The sequence below is a fragment of the Deinococcus frigens DSM 12807 genome, assembly GCF_000701425.1.
Lineage (GTDB): Bacteria > Deinococcota > Deinococci > Deinococcales > Deinococcaceae > Deinococcus > Deinococcus frigens.
Map to the genome: position 1 here is coordinate 1 of NZ_JNIW01000071.1, position 14,648 is coordinate 14,648.

Annotated in this window: 20 protein-coding genes; 12 read left to right on the top strand and 8 right to left on the bottom strand. The window is 66.8% G+C overall.

What is annotated here, in order from left to right; genetic code table 11:
• Both Q322_RS0117310 and Q322_RS0117315 read right to left on the bottom strand, forming a co-directional pair.
• On the bottom strand, window positions 1-335 hold a 335-nt coding region (locus tag Q322_RS0117310; RefSeq protein ID WP_029479135.1), incomplete at its 3' end, for an IS5 family transposase.
• Between the two features lie 59 nt (window positions 336-394).
• Window positions 395-1,273 (bottom strand): prephenate dehydratase, encoded by an 879-nt coding sequence (locus Q322_RS0117315; protein ID WP_029479136.1) that lies wholly within the window; start codon window positions 1,271-1,273, stop codon window positions 395-397.
• A gap of 422 nt (window positions 1,274-1,695) precedes the next feature.
• On the opposite strand from Q322_RS0117315, the gene Q322_RS0117320 reads away from it, so the two are divergent.
• The 3 genes from Q322_RS0117320 to Q322_RS0117330 all read left to right on the top strand — a co-directional run bounded on the left by Q322_RS0117320 (window position 1,696) and on the right by Q322_RS0117330 (window position 4,779).
• Window positions 1,696-3,123 carry an amidase family protein gene (locus tag Q322_RS0117320; RefSeq protein ID WP_029479137.1) on the top strand — a complete coding sequence of 476 codons (1,428 nt, stop codon included), beginning with the start codon at window positions 1,696-1,698 and terminating at the stop codon, window positions 3,121-3,123.
• Window positions 3,124-3,198: 75 nt separating this feature from the next.
• Window positions 3,199-4,206 carry a S1C family serine protease gene (locus Q322_RS21930; RefSeq protein ID WP_029479138.1) on the top strand — a complete coding sequence of 336 codons (1,008 nt, stop codon included), beginning with the start codon at window positions 3,199-3,201 and terminating at the stop codon, window positions 4,204-4,206.
• Window positions 4,207-4,215: 9 nt separating this feature from the next.
• Window positions 4,216-4,779 (top strand): hypothetical protein, encoded by a 564-nt coding sequence (locus Q322_RS0117330; protein WP_029479139.1) that lies wholly within the window; start codon window positions 4,216-4,218, stop codon window positions 4,777-4,779.
• Window positions 4,780-4,813: 34 nt separating this feature from the next.
• Here the strand turns inward: Q322_RS0117330 and Q322_RS23575 are convergent, their stop codons facing one another.
• Window positions 4,814-4,987: a hypothetical protein gene (locus Q322_RS23575; protein WP_156953129.1), complete on the bottom strand. Its 174-nt coding sequence runs from the start codon at window positions 4,985-4,987 to the stop codon at window positions 4,814-4,816.
• Between the two features lie 126 nt (window positions 4,988-5,113).
• On the opposite strand from Q322_RS23575, the gene Q322_RS0117340 reads away from it, so the two are divergent.
• From Q322_RS0117340 to Q322_RS0117350, 3 genes are read left to right on the top strand one after another with little or no spacing between them, the layout of a single operon-like run.
• On the top strand, window positions 5,114-5,503 hold the full coding sequence (locus tag Q322_RS0117340; protein ID WP_156953130.1) for a DUF3208 domain-containing protein: 390 nt from the start codon (window positions 5,114-5,116) through the stop codon (window positions 5,501-5,503).
• Entirely contained in the window at window positions 5,500-5,706 is a 207-nt protein-coding gene (locus Q322_RS0117345; RefSeq protein ID WP_029479141.1) for a hypothetical protein, read from the top strand. The genes Q322_RS0117340 and Q322_RS0117345 overlap by 4 nt, the downstream gene beginning before the upstream one ends.
• Entirely contained in the window at window positions 5,703-6,293 is a 591-nt protein-coding gene (locus tag Q322_RS0117350; RefSeq protein ID WP_245593308.1) for a DJ-1/PfpI family protein, read from the top strand. The genes Q322_RS0117345 and Q322_RS0117350 overlap by 4 nt, the downstream gene beginning before the upstream one ends.
• Before the next feature lie 135 nt (window positions 6,294-6,428).
• On the opposite strand, the gene Q322_RS0117355 is transcribed toward Q322_RS0117350, so the two are convergent.
• Complete coding sequence (locus Q322_RS0117355) at window positions 6,429-7,274, bottom strand: PIG-L deacetylase family protein (RefSeq protein WP_029479143.1); 846 nt, start codon at window positions 7,272-7,274, stop codon at window positions 6,429-6,431.
• Between the two features lie 56 nt (window positions 7,275-7,330).
• On the opposite strand from Q322_RS0117355, the gene Q322_RS0117360 reads away from it, so the two are divergent.
• The gene (locus tag Q322_RS0117360; RefSeq protein ID WP_029479144.1) at window positions 7,331-7,585 is read left to right on the top strand and encodes a hypothetical protein; all 255 of its coding nucleotides are present in this window, start codon (window positions 7,331-7,333) and stop codon (window positions 7,583-7,585) included.
• On the opposite strand, the gene Q322_RS0117365 is transcribed toward Q322_RS0117360, so the two are convergent.
• Entirely contained in the window at window positions 7,531-7,758 is a 228-nt protein-coding gene (locus Q322_RS0117365; protein ID WP_029479145.1) for a hypothetical protein, read from the bottom strand. The two genes, Q322_RS0117360 and Q322_RS0117365, sit on opposite strands and share 55 nt — an antisense overlap.
• Before the next feature lie 51 nt (window positions 7,759-7,809).
• On the opposite strand from Q322_RS0117365, the gene Q322_RS0117370 reads away from it, so the two are divergent.
• Window positions 7,810-8,427 carry a ParA family protein gene (locus tag Q322_RS0117370; RefSeq protein WP_029479146.1) on the top strand — a complete coding sequence of 206 codons (618 nt, stop codon included), beginning with the start codon at window positions 7,810-7,812 and terminating at the stop codon, window positions 8,425-8,427.
• Window positions 8,428-8,437: 10 nt separating this feature from the next.
• Window positions 8,438-8,686, top strand: coding sequence for a hypothetical protein (locus Q322_RS0117375; protein WP_029479147.1), 249 nt, complete (start codon window positions 8,438-8,440; stop codon window positions 8,684-8,686).
• A 61-nt stretch (window positions 8,687-8,747) separates the two neighbouring features.
• Here the strand turns inward: Q322_RS0117375 and Q322_RS0117380 are convergent, their stop codons facing one another.
• Both Q322_RS0117380 and Q322_RS0117385 read right to left on the bottom strand, forming a co-directional pair.
• Window positions 8,748-9,695, bottom strand: a complete 948-nt coding sequence (locus Q322_RS0117380) for an aldo/keto reductase family protein (RefSeq protein WP_029479148.1) — start codon at window positions 9,693-9,695, stop codon at window positions 8,748-8,750.
• Between the two features lie 121 nt (window positions 9,696-9,816).
• Window positions 9,817-10,791, bottom strand: a complete 975-nt coding sequence (locus tag Q322_RS0117385; RefSeq protein ID WP_029479149.1) for a threonine ammonia-lyase — start codon at window positions 10,789-10,791, stop codon at window positions 9,817-9,819.
• Between the two features lie 37 nt (window positions 10,792-10,828).
• Here Q322_RS0117385 and Q322_RS0117390 point away from each other — a divergent pair, with 37 nt between their 5' ends.
• The 3 genes from Q322_RS0117390 (at window position 10,829) to Q322_RS0117400 (ending at window position 12,987) form a co-directional block, all read left to right on the top strand.
• Window positions 10,829-11,728 (top strand): MBL fold metallo-hydrolase, encoded by a 900-nt coding sequence (locus Q322_RS0117390; protein WP_029479150.1) that lies wholly within the window; start codon window positions 10,829-10,831, stop codon window positions 11,726-11,728.
• A 46-nt stretch (window positions 11,729-11,774) separates the two neighbouring features.
• Window positions 11,775-12,416, top strand: coding sequence for a Dps family protein (locus tag Q322_RS0117395; RefSeq protein WP_029479151.1), 642 nt, complete (start codon window positions 11,775-11,777; stop codon window positions 12,414-12,416).
• A gap of 79 nt (window positions 12,417-12,495) precedes the next feature.
• Window positions 12,496-12,987, top strand: coding sequence for a DUF4385 domain-containing protein (locus Q322_RS0117400; protein ID WP_029479152.1), 492 nt, complete (start codon window positions 12,496-12,498; stop codon window positions 12,985-12,987).
• A gap of 24 nt (window positions 12,988-13,011) precedes the next feature.
• Here the strand turns inward: Q322_RS0117400 and mnmE are convergent, their stop codons facing one another.
• Window positions 13,012-14,334 (bottom strand): tRNA uridine-5-carboxymethylaminomethyl(34) synthesis GTPase MnmE, encoded by a 1,323-nt coding sequence (gene mnmE / locus Q322_RS0117405; protein ID WP_029479153.1) that lies wholly within the window; start codon window positions 14,332-14,334, stop codon window positions 13,012-13,014.
• Between the last annotated feature and the right edge of the window lie 314 nt (window positions 14,335-14,648).

Below are 14,648 nucleotides of genomic sequence, written 5' to 3' on the forward strand. Positions count from 1 at the left end.
GTCTTGACGCTTTGGGAATCACCGACAGCGGCGGAAGGCTCAGCCTTCCGCCCTTTGCGTTCACGCTCGATCTTCACCAACGCTGCATTCATGGCCTTCCACACGCCTGTTTTTGACCAAAGGTTGTGGTGGTAGTACACCGTTTCCCACTTGGGGAGGTCGTGCGGCATCATTCGCCACTGGATTCCACCTCGCAGAACGTACCGAATCCCGTTGACGATTTCACGTCTGGGAACGGTTGTGCAGAAGGTGCTCTCGCCAATCGGCGGCAACAGTGGTTCAATGAGTTCCCACTGGGCATCCGTGAGGTCGCTGGGATAAAGCGGACGATCCATCAGGACAGCTTAGCGAATTTGCTATCCCATAGGCTTCAAACAGCCTCTCAGTTCAGCCCCTAGCCCACCGTTTCCATCGCCCGTGGGTAGCTGCCGATGATCTTGGCGTAGCTGGCCTTGCGCAGCACGCCTGCCAGGGCCTGGGCCACCTGCGGGTCACGGGCGCTGCCCTCAATGTCCACGTACATCAGGTAACTCCAGGCGCGGTCCCGGCGTGGACGGCTCTCGATGCGGCTCAGGTTCAGGCCGCTCAGCTCGTTCAGCGTTTCCACCAGAAAGCCGGGGGTGTGGCGCACGGCGAAGACCAGACTGGTCTTGTGCGGCGCGCTGCTGGGCGCGGGTTCATGGCGGGACAGGATCATGAAGCGGGTGTAGTTGAACGGCTCGTCCTCGATCTCGTGGGCCAGCACGTTCAGGCCGTACAGCTCGGCGGCGCGGCGGCTGGCGATCACGGCCTCGTCACGCGCCCCCCCGGCAGCCCCGCGCTCGGCCAGCTCGCGGGCGCTGCCGGCGGTGTCGTGGGCGGCGACGGGTTGCAGGCCATACTTGCGGATCAGCCCGGTGCATTGATCCAGGGCGGGTTGCTGGCTGGCCACTGTCTTCAGGTCCGTCAGTTCCACCCCCGGCAGGGCCATCAGGCAGTGACTAACGCGCACCACCACCTCGCCGATAACGTGCAGTTCAGTGTCGCTCAGCAAGTCAATGGCCTGGTGAATCGCGCCCATCAGGCTGTTTTCCACCGGCAGTACGCCGTACTGCGCCTCGCCGCTCTCCACCGCCTGCGCCACGCCGTGAAAGGTGGGATAGCCGCGCGTCTGCTGGGGCTGCCCGGCTTCTGGCCCGGCACCTGGCACGGCGTTCAGCGCGGCGATCTCGCCGTACGCGCCGGGGTGGCCCTGGAAGGCGACAGTCACGGATTGGGGCACGGGTTCACTCATGGCGCTCGCTCATGCCCGTGAGGCTAGCGCACGGCGCTTAAAACCAGCTCGCGCATGGGGAGAGAGACGTCGCTTGCCCCAGGTCGCACTCGGGTGCAGGCCGTGCAGGCCGGAGATTTTGGACGAGGGGATGCGGATACCCTGCCGGACCTAACCCCTCTAACCCCGTGGGGGAGGGACCTCCTTAGAGCATTTGTCAAAAGAGGTGTTCACTTTTGACCGAACAAAGTGAGTGAATTTTGCCGAGTATTTGAGAGAAGGGAAGCATCGGGAGTCTCCTTTCCCGATGCTGTAATTCGGACAAATGCTCTAAAGCACGCAGGTGAGGGGGCCACCGCACCCGCAAATGAGCTGGAGATCCTGTCTGCTACCGCATCGCTCCACACAGCCACCCGTTGCGTCATCCCGCTACAGTGTCCGGCATGACCCTGCCCCTGCCGGACCCCATCCTCGATCTGGACGCCACCGATCTGGCGGACGCCACCCGGCGCGGCGACCTGACCTGCGGCGAGGTGACGCGCACGTACCTGGAACGCCTGGAGGCGTTGAATCCCCGCCTGCGCGCCGTGATCACCATCTATCCCTACGCCCGCGCCGAGGCGGACGCGCTGGACGCCCTGAAGCCGGAGGAGCGCGGCCCCCTGCACGGCTGTCCCATCCTGATCAAGGACAACATCGACGTGGCGGGCCTGCCGACCACGGCGGGCAGCGTGCTGATGGCCGCGCACGTGCCGGTGGTGGACGCGCCGCTGGTGACCCGGCTGCGGGCGGCGGGCGCAGTGATTCTGGGCAAGGCCAACATGACCGAGTGGGCCAATTTCATGACGCTGGGCATGAGCAACGGCTATTCCTCGCAGGGCGGGCAGACCGTCAACCCCTGGGGCGCGGAGTTCGACACCGGGGGCAGCTCCTCCGGGAGTGGCGTGGGCGTGGCGGCGCGGCTGTGCGTGGCGGCCATCGGCACCGAGACCAGCGGCAGCGTGGTCAGCCCGGCGCACCAGAGCGGCGTGGTGGGACTTAAACCCACGCTGGGCTTGATTCCGCGCACCGGCATCGTGCCGATCAGCCACAGCCAGGACACGGCGGGGCCGATCACCCGCAGCGCCCGCGACGCCCTGCTGCTGCTCTCGGTGATGGCCGGGCCGGACGAGCGCGACGGGGCCAGCCGCCGCCGTCCGGTCCCCGAGTTGATCCTGACCCACAACGCCCTGAGCGGCGCGGCGGTCGGCATCATCACCGACGAGGCGGACGCCTCAGAAGACGACGCCGCCAGCCTGAAGTTGGCCCGCGCCGCGCTGGAACGGGCCGGGGCCACCGTGCAGGGCGTGACCTTTCCCAGCCGCGCCGAACTCAAGAGCCACGGCGTGATGCTGGAAGTGCTGGAGTACGAGTTCCGGGGGGACCTGAACGCCTACCTGTCCGGCGTTACCGACGGCCCGCGCAGCCTGGATGACGTGATCGCGGGCAACCACGCCCAGGCCGAGCGCTGCCTGAAGTACGGCCAGACTTTTTTGCACGCGGCCCAGGGCACGCGCGGGGATGCCAGCGAGGCGGGCTACCGGCTGGCCCGCGCCCGCGACCTGCGCCTGACCCGCGAACAGGGCTTCGATCTGCTGTTCGCGGGCGGTTTGGACGCCGTGGTCTTTCCGGGCATCCACGGCTGCGCGCTGGCGGCCAAGGCTGGCTATCCCAGCCTGACGCTGCCCGTCCTCGCGCCGGACGCCCCGGCAGGTACGCGCCCCGGCGGCGTGCTGCTGGTGGCCCCGGCGGGCGCAGACGCGCTGCTGCTGTCGCTGGCCACACACCTGACCAGCGAACTGGGCGGCGTGCGCTTTCCCGCCCTAGAGTGAGGGCCGTGCTGCCCCGTCAAAATGGCGTTCTCCCAACATATGGGAGTCAAATGGGCCGTTTATAGTGAGACGCATATGAACATCCGTGTGGCTGCCGCCATCCTCGCCGCGTCGATGTTGTGCGGGGCCGCCCTGTCTGGGTCCGCCGCAGCCCAGGTGCTGCCCAAGGCGACGCGGGACAAGATCATCCAGTCCACCGTGATGCTGATGCCCACCGACGCCAGCGGTGAAAAGTTGGTCGGCTCGCTGGGCAGCGGCTCGGTGATCAGCCCGGCAGGGTATGTCCTGACCAATTTTCATGTGATCGGCGACATCGACAGCCGCACGATCTCGCCGTGGATTCTGGTGCGGACCGTCAAATTCGTGGACCGCGAGCCGGAACCCACCTACTGGGGCAAGGTGGTGGCCGCCGATCCCAACCTGGACCTGGCGGTGGTCCGTATTCTGGAAACCTTCGATCAGAAACCGGTGGGGGCGCTGAACCTGCCCTTTGTGGAACTGGGCGATTCCAACGCCCTGACCGTGGGCGATCCCCTTTTCGTGTTCGGCTTCCCCGGCACGGGCGGCAACACCCTGACCTACACCAGTGGCGCGGTCAGCGGCTTTACCGGCGAGAACACCCAGGGCAGCGGGCGGCAGTGGATCAAGCACGACGCCCAGACTGGCCCCGGCAATTCTGGTGGCGGCGTGTTTGATGAAAAGGGCCTGCTGATCGGGGTGAACAGCGCCGTGAGGGTCAACAAGGACACCAGCACGACCACCCCCTTCGCCCGTCCGCTGGCGGTGGCCTGGGGACTGATCACGCCCAACGTGACGCGCTTCGTGGTGCGCGGCGCGGGGTCCGGCGGGGCAGCGGCTTCCCCGCCCACCAGTACGGGAAAAACAGCCTCCAGCAGCGGCAACGCCACCCCCCAGCCGCAGTGGCCGCCCGCCATCGCGCTGGGACAGAGTTATCAGGTCAATATCCAGCGGGGCAGCGGCACGCCCAAGACCGAGAGCTGGGCACTGACCCTCAAGGACCGCGCCAACAACGGCGATGCCAGGGGCACGGCCACCCAGGGCGGCCAGACCCAGACCGGATAGAAAGCGGACGTGGTCTGGATCGATCTGACCACGGACGGCAAGACCATGACCAGTTGCGCCTTTGAAATCAGCGGCCTGCGGACCAGCCCGTGGGTGGGGCGGGCCTATTATTACCAGGACATCAAGGCCAAGCCCGAGCGCATCGGCGACTGTCAGGCGCTGGTCAAGACCGGGGCGGCCTCTGCCGGAAACGCGGCATCTCCACCGTCTGGTGGCGCGGCGGCCCTGAAATGGCCGGTCAAGCCCGCCGTCGGGCAGACCTGGACCCTGGAAGTGCAGGGGCGCGGCGTGTGGACGCTGTCGCTGACGGCCCGTTCGGACAAGGGCAGCCCCAGGGGTATGGCGCTCACCGCCAGCGGGCAGAAGTGGACGGCCTACTACTACTATGTCAATGACAGCACCGGCGAGGGCGTGATCCTCGACATGACCGCCGACGGCCAGACGTATATTGGCTGCGAGTTTACTGGGAGCGGCATATCGGGCCGCAGCCTGCGCGGCAAGGCGTACCTGTATGCCTCCAAGGACGACAAGCAGGGCACTGCCGCAGGCAGTTGTGTCGCCACCCTGAAATAGCTTCCCTGAAATAAAAAGCGAGAAGGTTCCGGGGTCAGTGCCGACGCTGCTCCAGTTCCCGCACGCGCGCCTCAAGCTCGCGGATTCGCCCCTGCTCTGCGCCGCCAGTCAGCCTTCTGATCAGCCAGACCGCCCCAGCAATGAAAGCGACGCTGATGGCGAGGGAAACCAGCAACAAGACCACTTCTAAAGAACTGACATTGGGCATGTGGATAGCGTAGCGTCCGGGTGCCCGATATCGGCTGAAGTGATTGACTGCGGTCCGGGTGCAGAGGGGAGAAATGGATGAAGGCTTAAGCCCCCGCCCGCGCGCCGAACGGGTATGCTGTGGGGCGTGAGTCCCACCGAACCGCAGGCCGGAGGCCGCGCCGCTATCCGTCTGCTGCAAGGCTACATCTGGCACGCCCAGGATGCCGACGTTGACCTGGAACATTTCCTGCCCCGCGAGCTGGACCTGCCCACGCCCCCCGGTCTGGCCGAGCAGGAAAGTGCCCATGTGCTGTGGGACACGGTCAATCCGCCCTTCGCGTTTTTCGAGAACGGCGATCCCACCGCTTCGCAGGTCTTTTACCAGTTCACGGTGCTGCGGGTGTACGACGAGCGCCCCGACAACACCGAGTTGCACGAGGACGCCAGCGCTGCCTCGCAGGCCCTGGGGCCGCTGCTGGACGGCACCCCCGACGGCGTGGGCTGGCAACTCTGGGAAGACCTGCGAGAGCTGTGATCGGCTGGCTCGATCTGCTGACCGAGGGCGACACCCACCCGCGCCGTTTCGATGGCCCTGAGAGTCTGCGCCCTTACCTGCTGCGTATCGAGCGCCTGTTGGAGGCGGCTGCCGACGCCCTGATCGAGGACGGCCACGTCGCCCCGCCTCTGGCCCGCCGGGAGTACCGGCTGCGGCCTCTGGCCCCGGCCTCCCCCCAGTGAACCATTCGGAGACGGACGCCGGACTGGACCAGATGACCACTGGCCCCATCGTCGCCCTGCCCGTCTACGCGGGGGTCAGCGAACTGGAGCTGGGCATCATGGTCACGGTCTGCCGGTTGTGCGGCGGCGAGGGCGCGGCCATGACAGTCAACCGTTCCCGCGCCAGCATCGTGACGGCGGGGGGACTGGTCAGCACGCCGCATGTGCTGTACGCCGCCCTGCCTGAACCTGCGGCGCTGCTGCTGCCCGGCGGCCCCGGAGCCTTGAAGGCGGCCCGCGATCCATTGCTCAAATCTTTTCTGGCTGCCCACGCTGATTTGCCTGTTGGCGCAAGCGGCAGCGGCCTGCTGCTCTTGGGCGAGGCTGGAGTTCTGACCGGACGCGAGGTAGGCGGCCCGGCAGACCTGGCCGATACGTTGTGGGGCCACGGCGTACAGGACGTGCATGGGGGCGAGGTCTGGACCGACGCGCAGCTCTGCACCACGCCGGGCGGCTTCCCGGCGCTGCACGCCGCTCTGCACGTTGCCGCCGTCGTCTGGGGCGCGGCGGCGGCGGCAGACGCGGCGCGGAGACTGGGCACGCTGTAAAGCAATCTCGCCTGACGCGCGACGCCCGCAATAACCCCTCGTGCCTTGCGGGACAGGGGGCCACCGGGCAGGCCCTCACCAGACACAGCCTGGATTCACCAGACACAGCCTGGATTCACCAGACACAGCCTGGATTCAGTCCAGCCCTTCCCCTCCCGCCACGCCGTCGAACAACCCCCGAAGCGGCCAGTTCCGAATCGGCGTGCGCGTGCCGCCGATGCTGAAGTTTTCAGACCCCAGCATGCGCGTTTCCATCTCGTCGCGCTCTTCTGGCGACATCTGGCCCAGGCGGCTGTCGGGTCCCATCTGGGTGCCATGGGCGGCCAGCGCGGCCTTCTTGTTCTTGCGGTAGGGGCTGACGTCCATGCTAACGGCGATGGTGCTTTCGGACACGCCGTAGACCTCCGGATCCAGGTCCTGACCCATGCGCGATAGCCCCCTGGCGGCCTCCACGTTCAGCGTCGTGAAGTACAGCCGCTGCGGGCCGCCGTAGGGCAGGACGCCCGTGCTGAAAAAGGCGGCGGTGGTGGCCCGGTTGATCTGAAGGTGGTCGATGTGGCCGTACCCGCCGTGTGGATCAAAGGTCACCAGCACCTGCGGCTGATATTCCGCGATGACGGCGCGCAGTTTGGTCTCGATCTCCAGCGGCGTCACGTTCATCATCGCCAGCGGATCGTCGTGGCGGGTGCGCTCGTAGCGGCCCGAATCGTGGAAATCCAGAAAGATGGGGGCGGGGATGCCCAGTGCCTTGCACGCCTCGCGCAGCTCGTGTTCGCGTTGCTGGCCCAGATCGTCCACGGTCATGCCCGGCACGGTGATCTTGCCCGCCTCGCCCCGGTTGGCGCAGACCAGTTGCACCCGCACCCCCTTGCGCGCGTAATGGGTGAGCGTGCCGCCCACGCTGAACGCCTCGTCGTCCGGGTGGGCAAAGACGGCCATCAGGGTGGGTGCGTTGCCAGTTGGATCGTGTGGTTCGGTCATGTCCCGGAGTGTAGTGCGGGAACGCGCCAAGCCCCCATGACGTACTGTGGTTGATCATGAGAAGCGCCCTCAGCGCCCTGTATGCCGTCCTCCGCGCCCTGTTTCTGGGATTGATCGGTCAGCCGGACGGCGGCACCGAGCCGGATGCCCAGGCGAGAAAAGCTCGCCAGCGTGCGCGCGTGCGGGAAAATCGGCCCAGCGGCCCGCTCCAGACCCTCGGCACGCTGGTCCGCACCGCCTTTTACGCCGCCATCTTTCAGCCCCAGGACGGCGAGGATTCCCCGGCTTCCAGGCGCAAACCGCGCAGGTAGAAGTCCCACACGGCGTCCGGCCAGGTCTGGTAGATCAGGCGGCGGTTGGGAACATCGGCGGCCTCCAGCGCCTCCCCGACGGCGCGGTAAAAGCGGCTGCCCTGCTGCTTCATCGCCAGCGCCGTCCAGTAGACCTCGGCGGCCATCAGCGTTTCCAGGCGTTGGGTGTCCATGGCCACATCATGCCTGACACCGCCGCCCGTCCCGTCTGCTACGCTCCACGCATGCCCCACGTCATTGCCGTCACGTCCGAAAAGGGAGGCGTGGGCAAGAGTACGCTGGCGGTTCATCTGGCCGGGGCGTTGACCCGGCGCGGCCTGTCCACGGTCCTTATCGACGAGGACGGACGGGTGGGCAGCAGCCTGCGCTGGGCAGCGCGTGCGCCGGAAGCAGGGCTGGGTTTTCCCGTCCTGGCCCCGGACGACGTGAAACCCAAGAAACTGGCCGACGCCGACGCCGTCCTGATCGACACCGAGGGCCGCCCGAAGCGCAAGGAGCTGCGCCGCCTCTCGGAGCGCGCGGACCTGATTCTGGTGCCGTCCGGCGTGGGTGCGCTGGAACTGGAGGCCACCCGCGAACTGCTGGACTTCCTGCTGGAGGCGGGCGATGTGGGCCGCAAGACCCGCATCGTCCTGACCCGTGTGCCGCCCGTGGGCCACGCTGGAGAGGACGCCCGCGAGAATCTGCGCGACGAGGGCCTGACCGTGTGCAACACGCTGGTGCGCCAGTACGCCGCCTACCACAAGGCCGCCGAACTGGGCGTGCTGGCCGTGGGCGTGCGCGACAGCCGCGCCGCCGTGGCCTGGGCCGACATCCTGGCGCTGTCGCGGGAACTGCTGTGAGGCGAGATTGATGCCACGCTTCGACTATCTGGAGAGCGGACCAAAAAAGAAGGCCAAAAAGCCCAAAGTTCGCAAGGCCACCCCCGCGCCCGGTGGCCGCCACAAGGGCGAGTCTGGCGAGCGCGTGGAGACCGTCTACATCCGCAAAGAAACGCTGCGGGCCGTGTGGCGCGAGGTCAGGGGCGACGGCAATCCTGCCGAGAGCGTCAGCGAACTGGTAGAAGACCTGCTGCTGGCCTGGCTGCGCGAACGGGCGTAGAACCCCAACAAGAAAAAAGCCCTCTCCGCCGGGAAGAGGGCTGGGCGAGGGGTCAGTCGCCCTACGCCGGGTTCAGGATCTCCTCGATCTTGTCCTGCACGTCGTCGCTCAGGCGCACGCCCGCCGCTTTCACGGTGTCCTGGATCTGGCTGACCTTGGTGGCCCCGGTGATCACGCTGCTGACCCCTGGCTGGCGCAGCAGCCACGCCAGCGCCAGTTGCGCCCGCGTGATGCCCAGGTCATCGGCCACCGGCTTGAGATCCCGCACTTTCTGGATGTTCTGGTCGGTCAGGAAGTTCTTGCCCCAGTTTTCCTTCTCGGTCAGGCGCGCGCCCTCGGGCTTGCCGTCGTCGTACTTGCCAGTCAGCAGGCCCATCGCCAGCGGACTCCAGACCACCAGGCCGATGCCCGCACCCGCCGTGTAGGGCAGGATTTCCTTTTCTACCCGTTCGCGGCGCAGCATGGAGTATTCCGGTTGCTCGGTCACCGGGCCGTGTAGCCCATTGGCGCGGGCAAATTCTGCGGCCTGGGCAATGCGCGCGGCGGGCCACATCGAGGTTCCCCAGTACATGGCCTGACCGTTGCGGATCACCTGATCGAAGGCCATCACGATCTCTTCCATCGGCACATCAGGGTCGTAGCGGTGGGCGAAGTAGATGTCCAGATAATCCGTTCCCAGGCGCTTGAGGGTCTTGCCCACGCTTTCCAGCACATGCTTGCGGCTCAGGCCCCGGTCGTTCACGTCGTCGCTCATGGGCCAGAACACCTTGCTGGACATGACCAGCGTATGCCGGGGCAATTCCTTGAGCACCGCGCCCATCAGCTCCTCGCTGCGGCCCCGCGCGTACACGTCGGCCTGATCGAAGAAATTCACGCCGCCCTCGTAGGCCGCTGTCACGATGTCGCGGACTATCTGCTGCTCATCGACGCCCGCACCGTAGGTTTCCCAGCCGCCCAGCGCGACTTCACTGACTTTCAGACCACTCTTGCCCAGATTCCGGTATTCCATAAGCTGCCACTTTAACTCTTAAAGCATGAATGGACCGCCAGCCTCAAAGTTGGGTGAAGGGCACAGCGGGGAATCGGTGGATGATGACCGGGGAGGGCGTCGAGCCAAGTTCCCTCCGCCCTCACCCTGATTCTTCTGCAAGTAATTTCACCAGCGTCCCCACGTCCAGGTTGCCGCCGCTGACCACCGCCACCAGCGGGCCGGGGCCAAAGTTATGCCCGCCGTACAGCGCTGCCGCCACCGTGACCGCGCCGCTGGGTTCGGCCACCAGCCGGGCGCGAAGGACCGTATCGCGTACCGCCCGCCGCATCTGCGCTTCATTCACGGTCACGATGTCATCTACATGGACGCGGATGTGTCCCCAGGTCAGCTCTCCAACTTGCGTGACGCGCAGGCCGTCGGCCAGGGTACGGGCCACGTCGGCAGCGTCCCAGGCCACGCGCCCCCCGGCCCGCAGGCTGGCCTGGGCGTCCGCCGCCAGTGCGGGTTCCACGCCGATCACGCGCACGTCCGGGCGCTGGGATTTAATGGCCACCGCCACCCCCGAGATCAGCCCGCCGCCGCTGACCGGCACCAGTACCGTTCCCACTGTCGGCAGGTCCTCCAGAATCTCCAGCCCCACTGTGCCGGCCCCGGCAATGATCTGCGCGTCGTCATAGGGGGGCACCGGGGTCAGGCCGCGTTCCTCCGCAATTTCCCTGGCCTTCGCGGCCCGCTCCTCGCTGGCGTTGCCCACCAGCACGACTTCTGCGCCGCACGCGCGGGTGGCCGCCAGCTTGGTCTGCGGCGCACCGGACGGCATCACCACCACCGCCGGAATGCCCAGCGCCCGCGCCGCGTGGGCCACCGCCCCGGCGTGGTTGCCGCTGGAATGGGCCACGACGCCTCTGGCCCGCTGTGCTGCTGACAGTGACAGCAATTTGTTAAAGGCCCCGCGCAACTTGAACGCCCCGGTGGGGTGCAGGTTCTCGGCCTTGAGCCACAGGTTCTCGTTCGGAAAGGGGACCAGCGGTGTGCGGTCCACCCATTCGCTCAGGCGGGTCTGCGCGGCCTGAATCTCGGCCAGGGTCACGAGCATTTTGGCATTGGGGGTCATCGGTGTGCCTCCTGTCCCCCACGCTACCCTGTTCTGCATGTCCCTGATTGCCCTGGCCCCCGGCATCCTGTATCTGCCCGGCGCGGTCAACAGCGTCGTGGTAGTGGCCCGGGGTGCGGACGCCCTGCTGATCGACACCGGTCTGGACGACTCGCACGCGCGCAAGCTGTTGCGGGCGGTGGCAGACGCGGGCCTGACCCCGTGCGGCATCCTGAACACCCACAGCCACGCGGACCACCACGGCGGCAATGCATTCATCCTCAAGCGCTTTCCAGAGTTGAAAATCTTTGCCCCGCCGCTGGAAGACGCCCTGATCACCCACCCGATTCTGGAGCCGTTGACCCTGTTCGGCGCACGCCCGCCGCGCGAGTTGCAGAACAAATTCCTGCTTGCGCCGCGCAGCCCCGCCCGCCTGGCCCCGGAGCCGGGCCTGTGCCGCATTGGCGGAGCCGACATCGAACTGATCGAGGTGGCCGGGCATGCCTCATTGATGTACGCCGTGCGGGTGGGCGAGGTGCTGTACGCTGCCGACGCGCTGTTCGGCCCGGAGGCACTGGCAAAGCACCCCCTGACCTTCTGCGCCGATTCGGGGCTGCAAAAGCAGAGCGCGGCCAAACTGTTGGAGCTGGAGGGCGTCAAAACCGTGCTGCCCGGCCACGGCGAACCCACGGACGATCTGGCCGGGCTGGTGGCGATCAACCTCGCGGCCTACGAGCGGACCACGGCGGCGGTCCTGGGCGCGGTGGGTGGGGGAGAGGCCAGCATTGACGAGCTGCTGGCCCGCGTGTGCGGCGCGCTGGGGGTGACCATGACCAACGTCGGGGCCGTGGTCCTCAACCGCGCCGTGGTCAGCGCCCACCTGACCGAACTGCTTGAAACGGGACGGGTGCAGATGAAGGTTTCGGGCAACAAACTCATCTTCAGCGCGCAAGCGTAAAGAAATCCGCATGGCCCGCGCGCGGGGTGCGGGGGTAGCGTGGGGCATGACCAAGAAGAGCAAGGCCAGTCCCTCCACACCCAGCAAGGCCAGCAGCAAGGCCGCCAAGCAGGCCAGCGATGCCAAGGCCGCCAAGCCCGGCGTAACTCCGGGCGGCGAGTCCAAGGCCGACGCCGCCCATCTGGATACGCCGTTCAACGCCCTGGTGGACCACAACTACCTGTCGGAGAGCGAGTTCGATACGGTGGCCGAGACGTTGCAGCGCAACCTGGCCACCACCATCTGCATGTACCTGAAGTTCAAGAAGTACCACTGGGATATTCGTGGCCGCTTCTTCCGCGACCTGCACCTGGCCTACGATGAGTTCATCGAAGAAATCTTCCCCGGCATCGACGAGCAGGCCGAGCGTCTGGTGGCGCTGGGCGGCAGTCCGATTGCCGCGCCCAGCGATCTGGAGCGCTTCAGCGTGATCAAGGTCCCCACCGAAACCGTGCGCGACGCCCGCTCGCAGGTGGCCGATCTGGTCAGTGACCTGACCCGCGTCTCCAGAGGGTTCCGCGACGACAGCCAGACGGTAGACGAGGCCAATGATCCGGCCACCGCCGACATGTACAACGGTTACGCCGCCACCATCGACAAGATCCGCTGGATGCTCCAGGCGATCATGGACGACGACCGGCTGAACTGATTTTTAAAAGATTTGAAAGAGAGGGTGGGCCGCCAGCGCGTTTGGGCAGCCCACCCTTTTGTGACGTGGAGGCGAACGAATGCCGAAATTCGACTATGACCTGGACTACGCCGAACTCGATCTGCGCGCCCGGCCAGAGCTGTACCGCGTGGGCAGGGGGGAGCAGGGCGTGCTGCTGGTGCAGCCGTACAAGAGTGAGATTTTGCCCCACTGGCGCTTTGCCACACCGGACGTGGCCCACGAGAGCAGCGAGGCCATTTACGGCATGTTCGAGAAATATTTACAGGACGGAGATTTCGTCGGCGCGGACATGGCCCGCAAGTTTTTACAAATGGGCTTCACCCGCGCCCGCCGCTACGCCAACCACAAGGGCGGCAAGAAGTACGACGGCCCCGTTCCCGACGACAGGAAGGGCCAGAGCGGCGCGCACGGACGTGCGGAATTGCCCCGCCAGCCCGAGGACCCCGTGAAGGCCGAATCCGCCCGCATCTTCAAGGTGAAATGGGACGAGGCCGAGGCGAACGAGCAATACGCCCGCCTGAAAAAGGACCACCGGGCGAAGTATGGATGATGGAGCCTCCTACTTTCCCACGCACTACTTCCCCACGCAGAAATTGCGGAACACCGCGTCTACCACATCCTCCTGCACGTCCTGCCCGGTGATCTCGGCCAGGGCACGTAAGCCCTCCTCCAGCTCGTAACCGGCCAGGTCGTCCGGCAGGGTCTGGGCGGCCTGCACATGCGCCAGCGCCCGCCGCGCCGCGTCCGATTGCCGCTCGGTGGTCAGCCACGCCTCACCGCGCGCCGCGTCACCCAGCAGGGCTGCGCGGATCGCCTCGCGGAGCTGGGAAAGGCCCGCGCCCGTCACCGCGCTGACGTCCAGCAGGGCCGCATCGGACCAGGATGCGGGCAGATCAGCCTTCGTCCGCAGGCGAATAACCCGCGCGGGCTTCCCGGTCACGTCCAGCGGCAGCTCCTCACGTTCTGTACTCCCGTCCTCTAACACCAGAACCAGATCGGCGGCGTTCGCCAGCGCGCGAGCTTGCCGTACCCCCGCCGCCTCGATCTCGTCCAGTGTCTCGCGGAGGCCTGCCGTGTCCACCAGGGTCACGGGCACCCCCGCCAGTTCCAGCTCTGCCTCCAGATAGTCGCGGGTGGTGCCGGGGATGGCCGTCACGATGCTGCGCTCGAAGCCCACCAGGGCGTTGAGCAGGCTACTTTTCCCGGCGTTGGGCCGCCCGATCAGCGCCAGCCGCGCGCCCCGCGTGCTGACCTGTCCGGCGCGGGCACTGGCCAGGAGTGCCTCCAGTTCGGCCCGCGCGTGGGCCAGCGGTGCGGCGCGGTCCTCGTCCGGCACGCCTTCCTCGGGGTAATCGAGCATGGCCTGAATGGCGGCCAGGGCGCGGATCAACCCGCCGGCCACCCGCGCCACCCGCGCGCCCAGTGCCCCGGACAACCCCAGGCTGGCCTGCCGCCGCGCCCCATCGGTCTGGGCCTCGACCAGCCCCAGCACGGCCTCGGCCTGCGCCAGATCCAGGCGTCCAGCCAGATACGCCCGGAGAGTAAATTCGCCGGGGCGGGCAGGGCGTGCGCCCAGCTCCAGCGCCCGTGCCAGCACGCGGGTCAGGACCGCTGGGCTGCCGTGCGATTGCAGTTCCACCACGTTCTCGCCGGTGTAGCTGCGCGGCCCGCGGAAGACCAGGCACAGGCCCTCGTCCAGAATCTCGCCGTCGCCTGCCACCAGCTCGCCAAAGAGAAAACGTCCGCCTGCTGTTCTGGAGGGTGCGCGCCGTCCCCGGAATACACCGTCGGCCACCGGCAAGGCGTCCGGCCCGCTGACCCGCACGATGCCCACGCCCGCGCTGCCGGGAGCGGTGGCGATGGCGGCGATGGTGTCGGACAGGCCGGAACGGGTCACGGGGCCAAGCGTAGCAGGGGCGGGGGCCACCGGAAGGTCCGAGTGTTTAATTTAGGGCTTACGCGAAACTGGACAAATTTGAGATTCTGAGCTGATGGGAAGACCTCGAAAAGTCAGTCGGCAACGGTACTGCGAGTTTTTGGCTGCCACACAGATCAACCGAACGCAAACCTATTTTGCCGATCACATCGACGATTTTGCTCATGACGCAGTTCAGCGGTACTTGCAAGGAGATCGCCTGACGGCAGCGGAGCTGTGGACGCAGGTGCGCCCACACGTCCAATTCAGCGACAGGGGCTATGTCATCTTCGATG

Coding starts and splice junctions, on each gene's coding strand:
- Q322_RS0117375 (WP_029479147.1), top strand. CDS start 8,438: ATGCCACGCTTCGACTATCTGGAGAGCGGACCAAAAAAGAAGGCCAAA.
- Q322_RS0117385 (WP_029479149.1), bottom strand. CDS start 10,791: ATGACCCCCAATGCCAAAATGCTCGTGACCCTGGCCGAGATTCAGGCC.
- Q322_RS0117390 (WP_029479150.1), top strand. CDS start 10,829: ATGTCCCTGATTGCCCTGGCCCCCGGCATCCTGTATCTGCCCGGCGCG.
- Q322_RS0117370 (WP_029479146.1), top strand. CDS start 7,810: ATGCCCCACGTCATTGCCGTCACGTCCGAAAAGGGAGGCGTGGGCAAG.
- Q322_RS23575 (WP_156953129.1), bottom strand. CDS start 4,987: ATGCCCAATGTCAGTTCTTTAGAAGTGGTCTTGTTGCTGGTTTCCCTC.
- Q322_RS0117315 (WP_029479136.1), bottom strand. CDS start 1,273: ATGAGTGAACCCGTGCCCCAATCCGTGACTGTCGCCTTCCAGGGCCAC.
- Q322_RS0117320 (WP_029479137.1), top strand. CDS start 1,696: ATGACCCTGCCCCTGCCGGACCCCATCCTCGATCTGGACGCCACCGAT.
- Q322_RS0117400 (WP_029479152.1), top strand. CDS start 12,496: ATGCCGAAATTCGACTATGACCTGGACTACGCCGAACTCGATCTGCGC.
- Q322_RS0117380 (WP_029479148.1), bottom strand. CDS start 9,695: ATGGAATACCGGAATCTGGGCAAGAGTGGTCTGAAAGTCAGTGAAGTC.
- Q322_RS0117355 (WP_029479143.1), bottom strand. CDS start 7,274: ATGACCGAACCACACGATCCAACTGGCAACGCACCCACCCTGATGGCC.
- Q322_RS21930 (WP_029479138.1), top strand. CDS start 3,199: ATGAACATCCGTGTGGCTGCCGCCATCCTCGCCGCGTCGATGTTGTGC.
- Q322_RS0117365 (WP_029479145.1), bottom strand. CDS start 7,758: ATGGACACCCAACGCCTGGAAACGCTGATGGCCGCCGAGGTCTACTGG.
- Q322_RS0117395 (WP_029479151.1), top strand. CDS start 11,775: ATGACCAAGAAGAGCAAGGCCAGTCCCTCCACACCCAGCAAGGCCAGC.
- Q322_RS0117360 (WP_029479144.1), top strand. CDS start 7,331: ATGAGAAGCGCCCTCAGCGCCCTGTATGCCGTCCTCCGCGCCCTGTTT.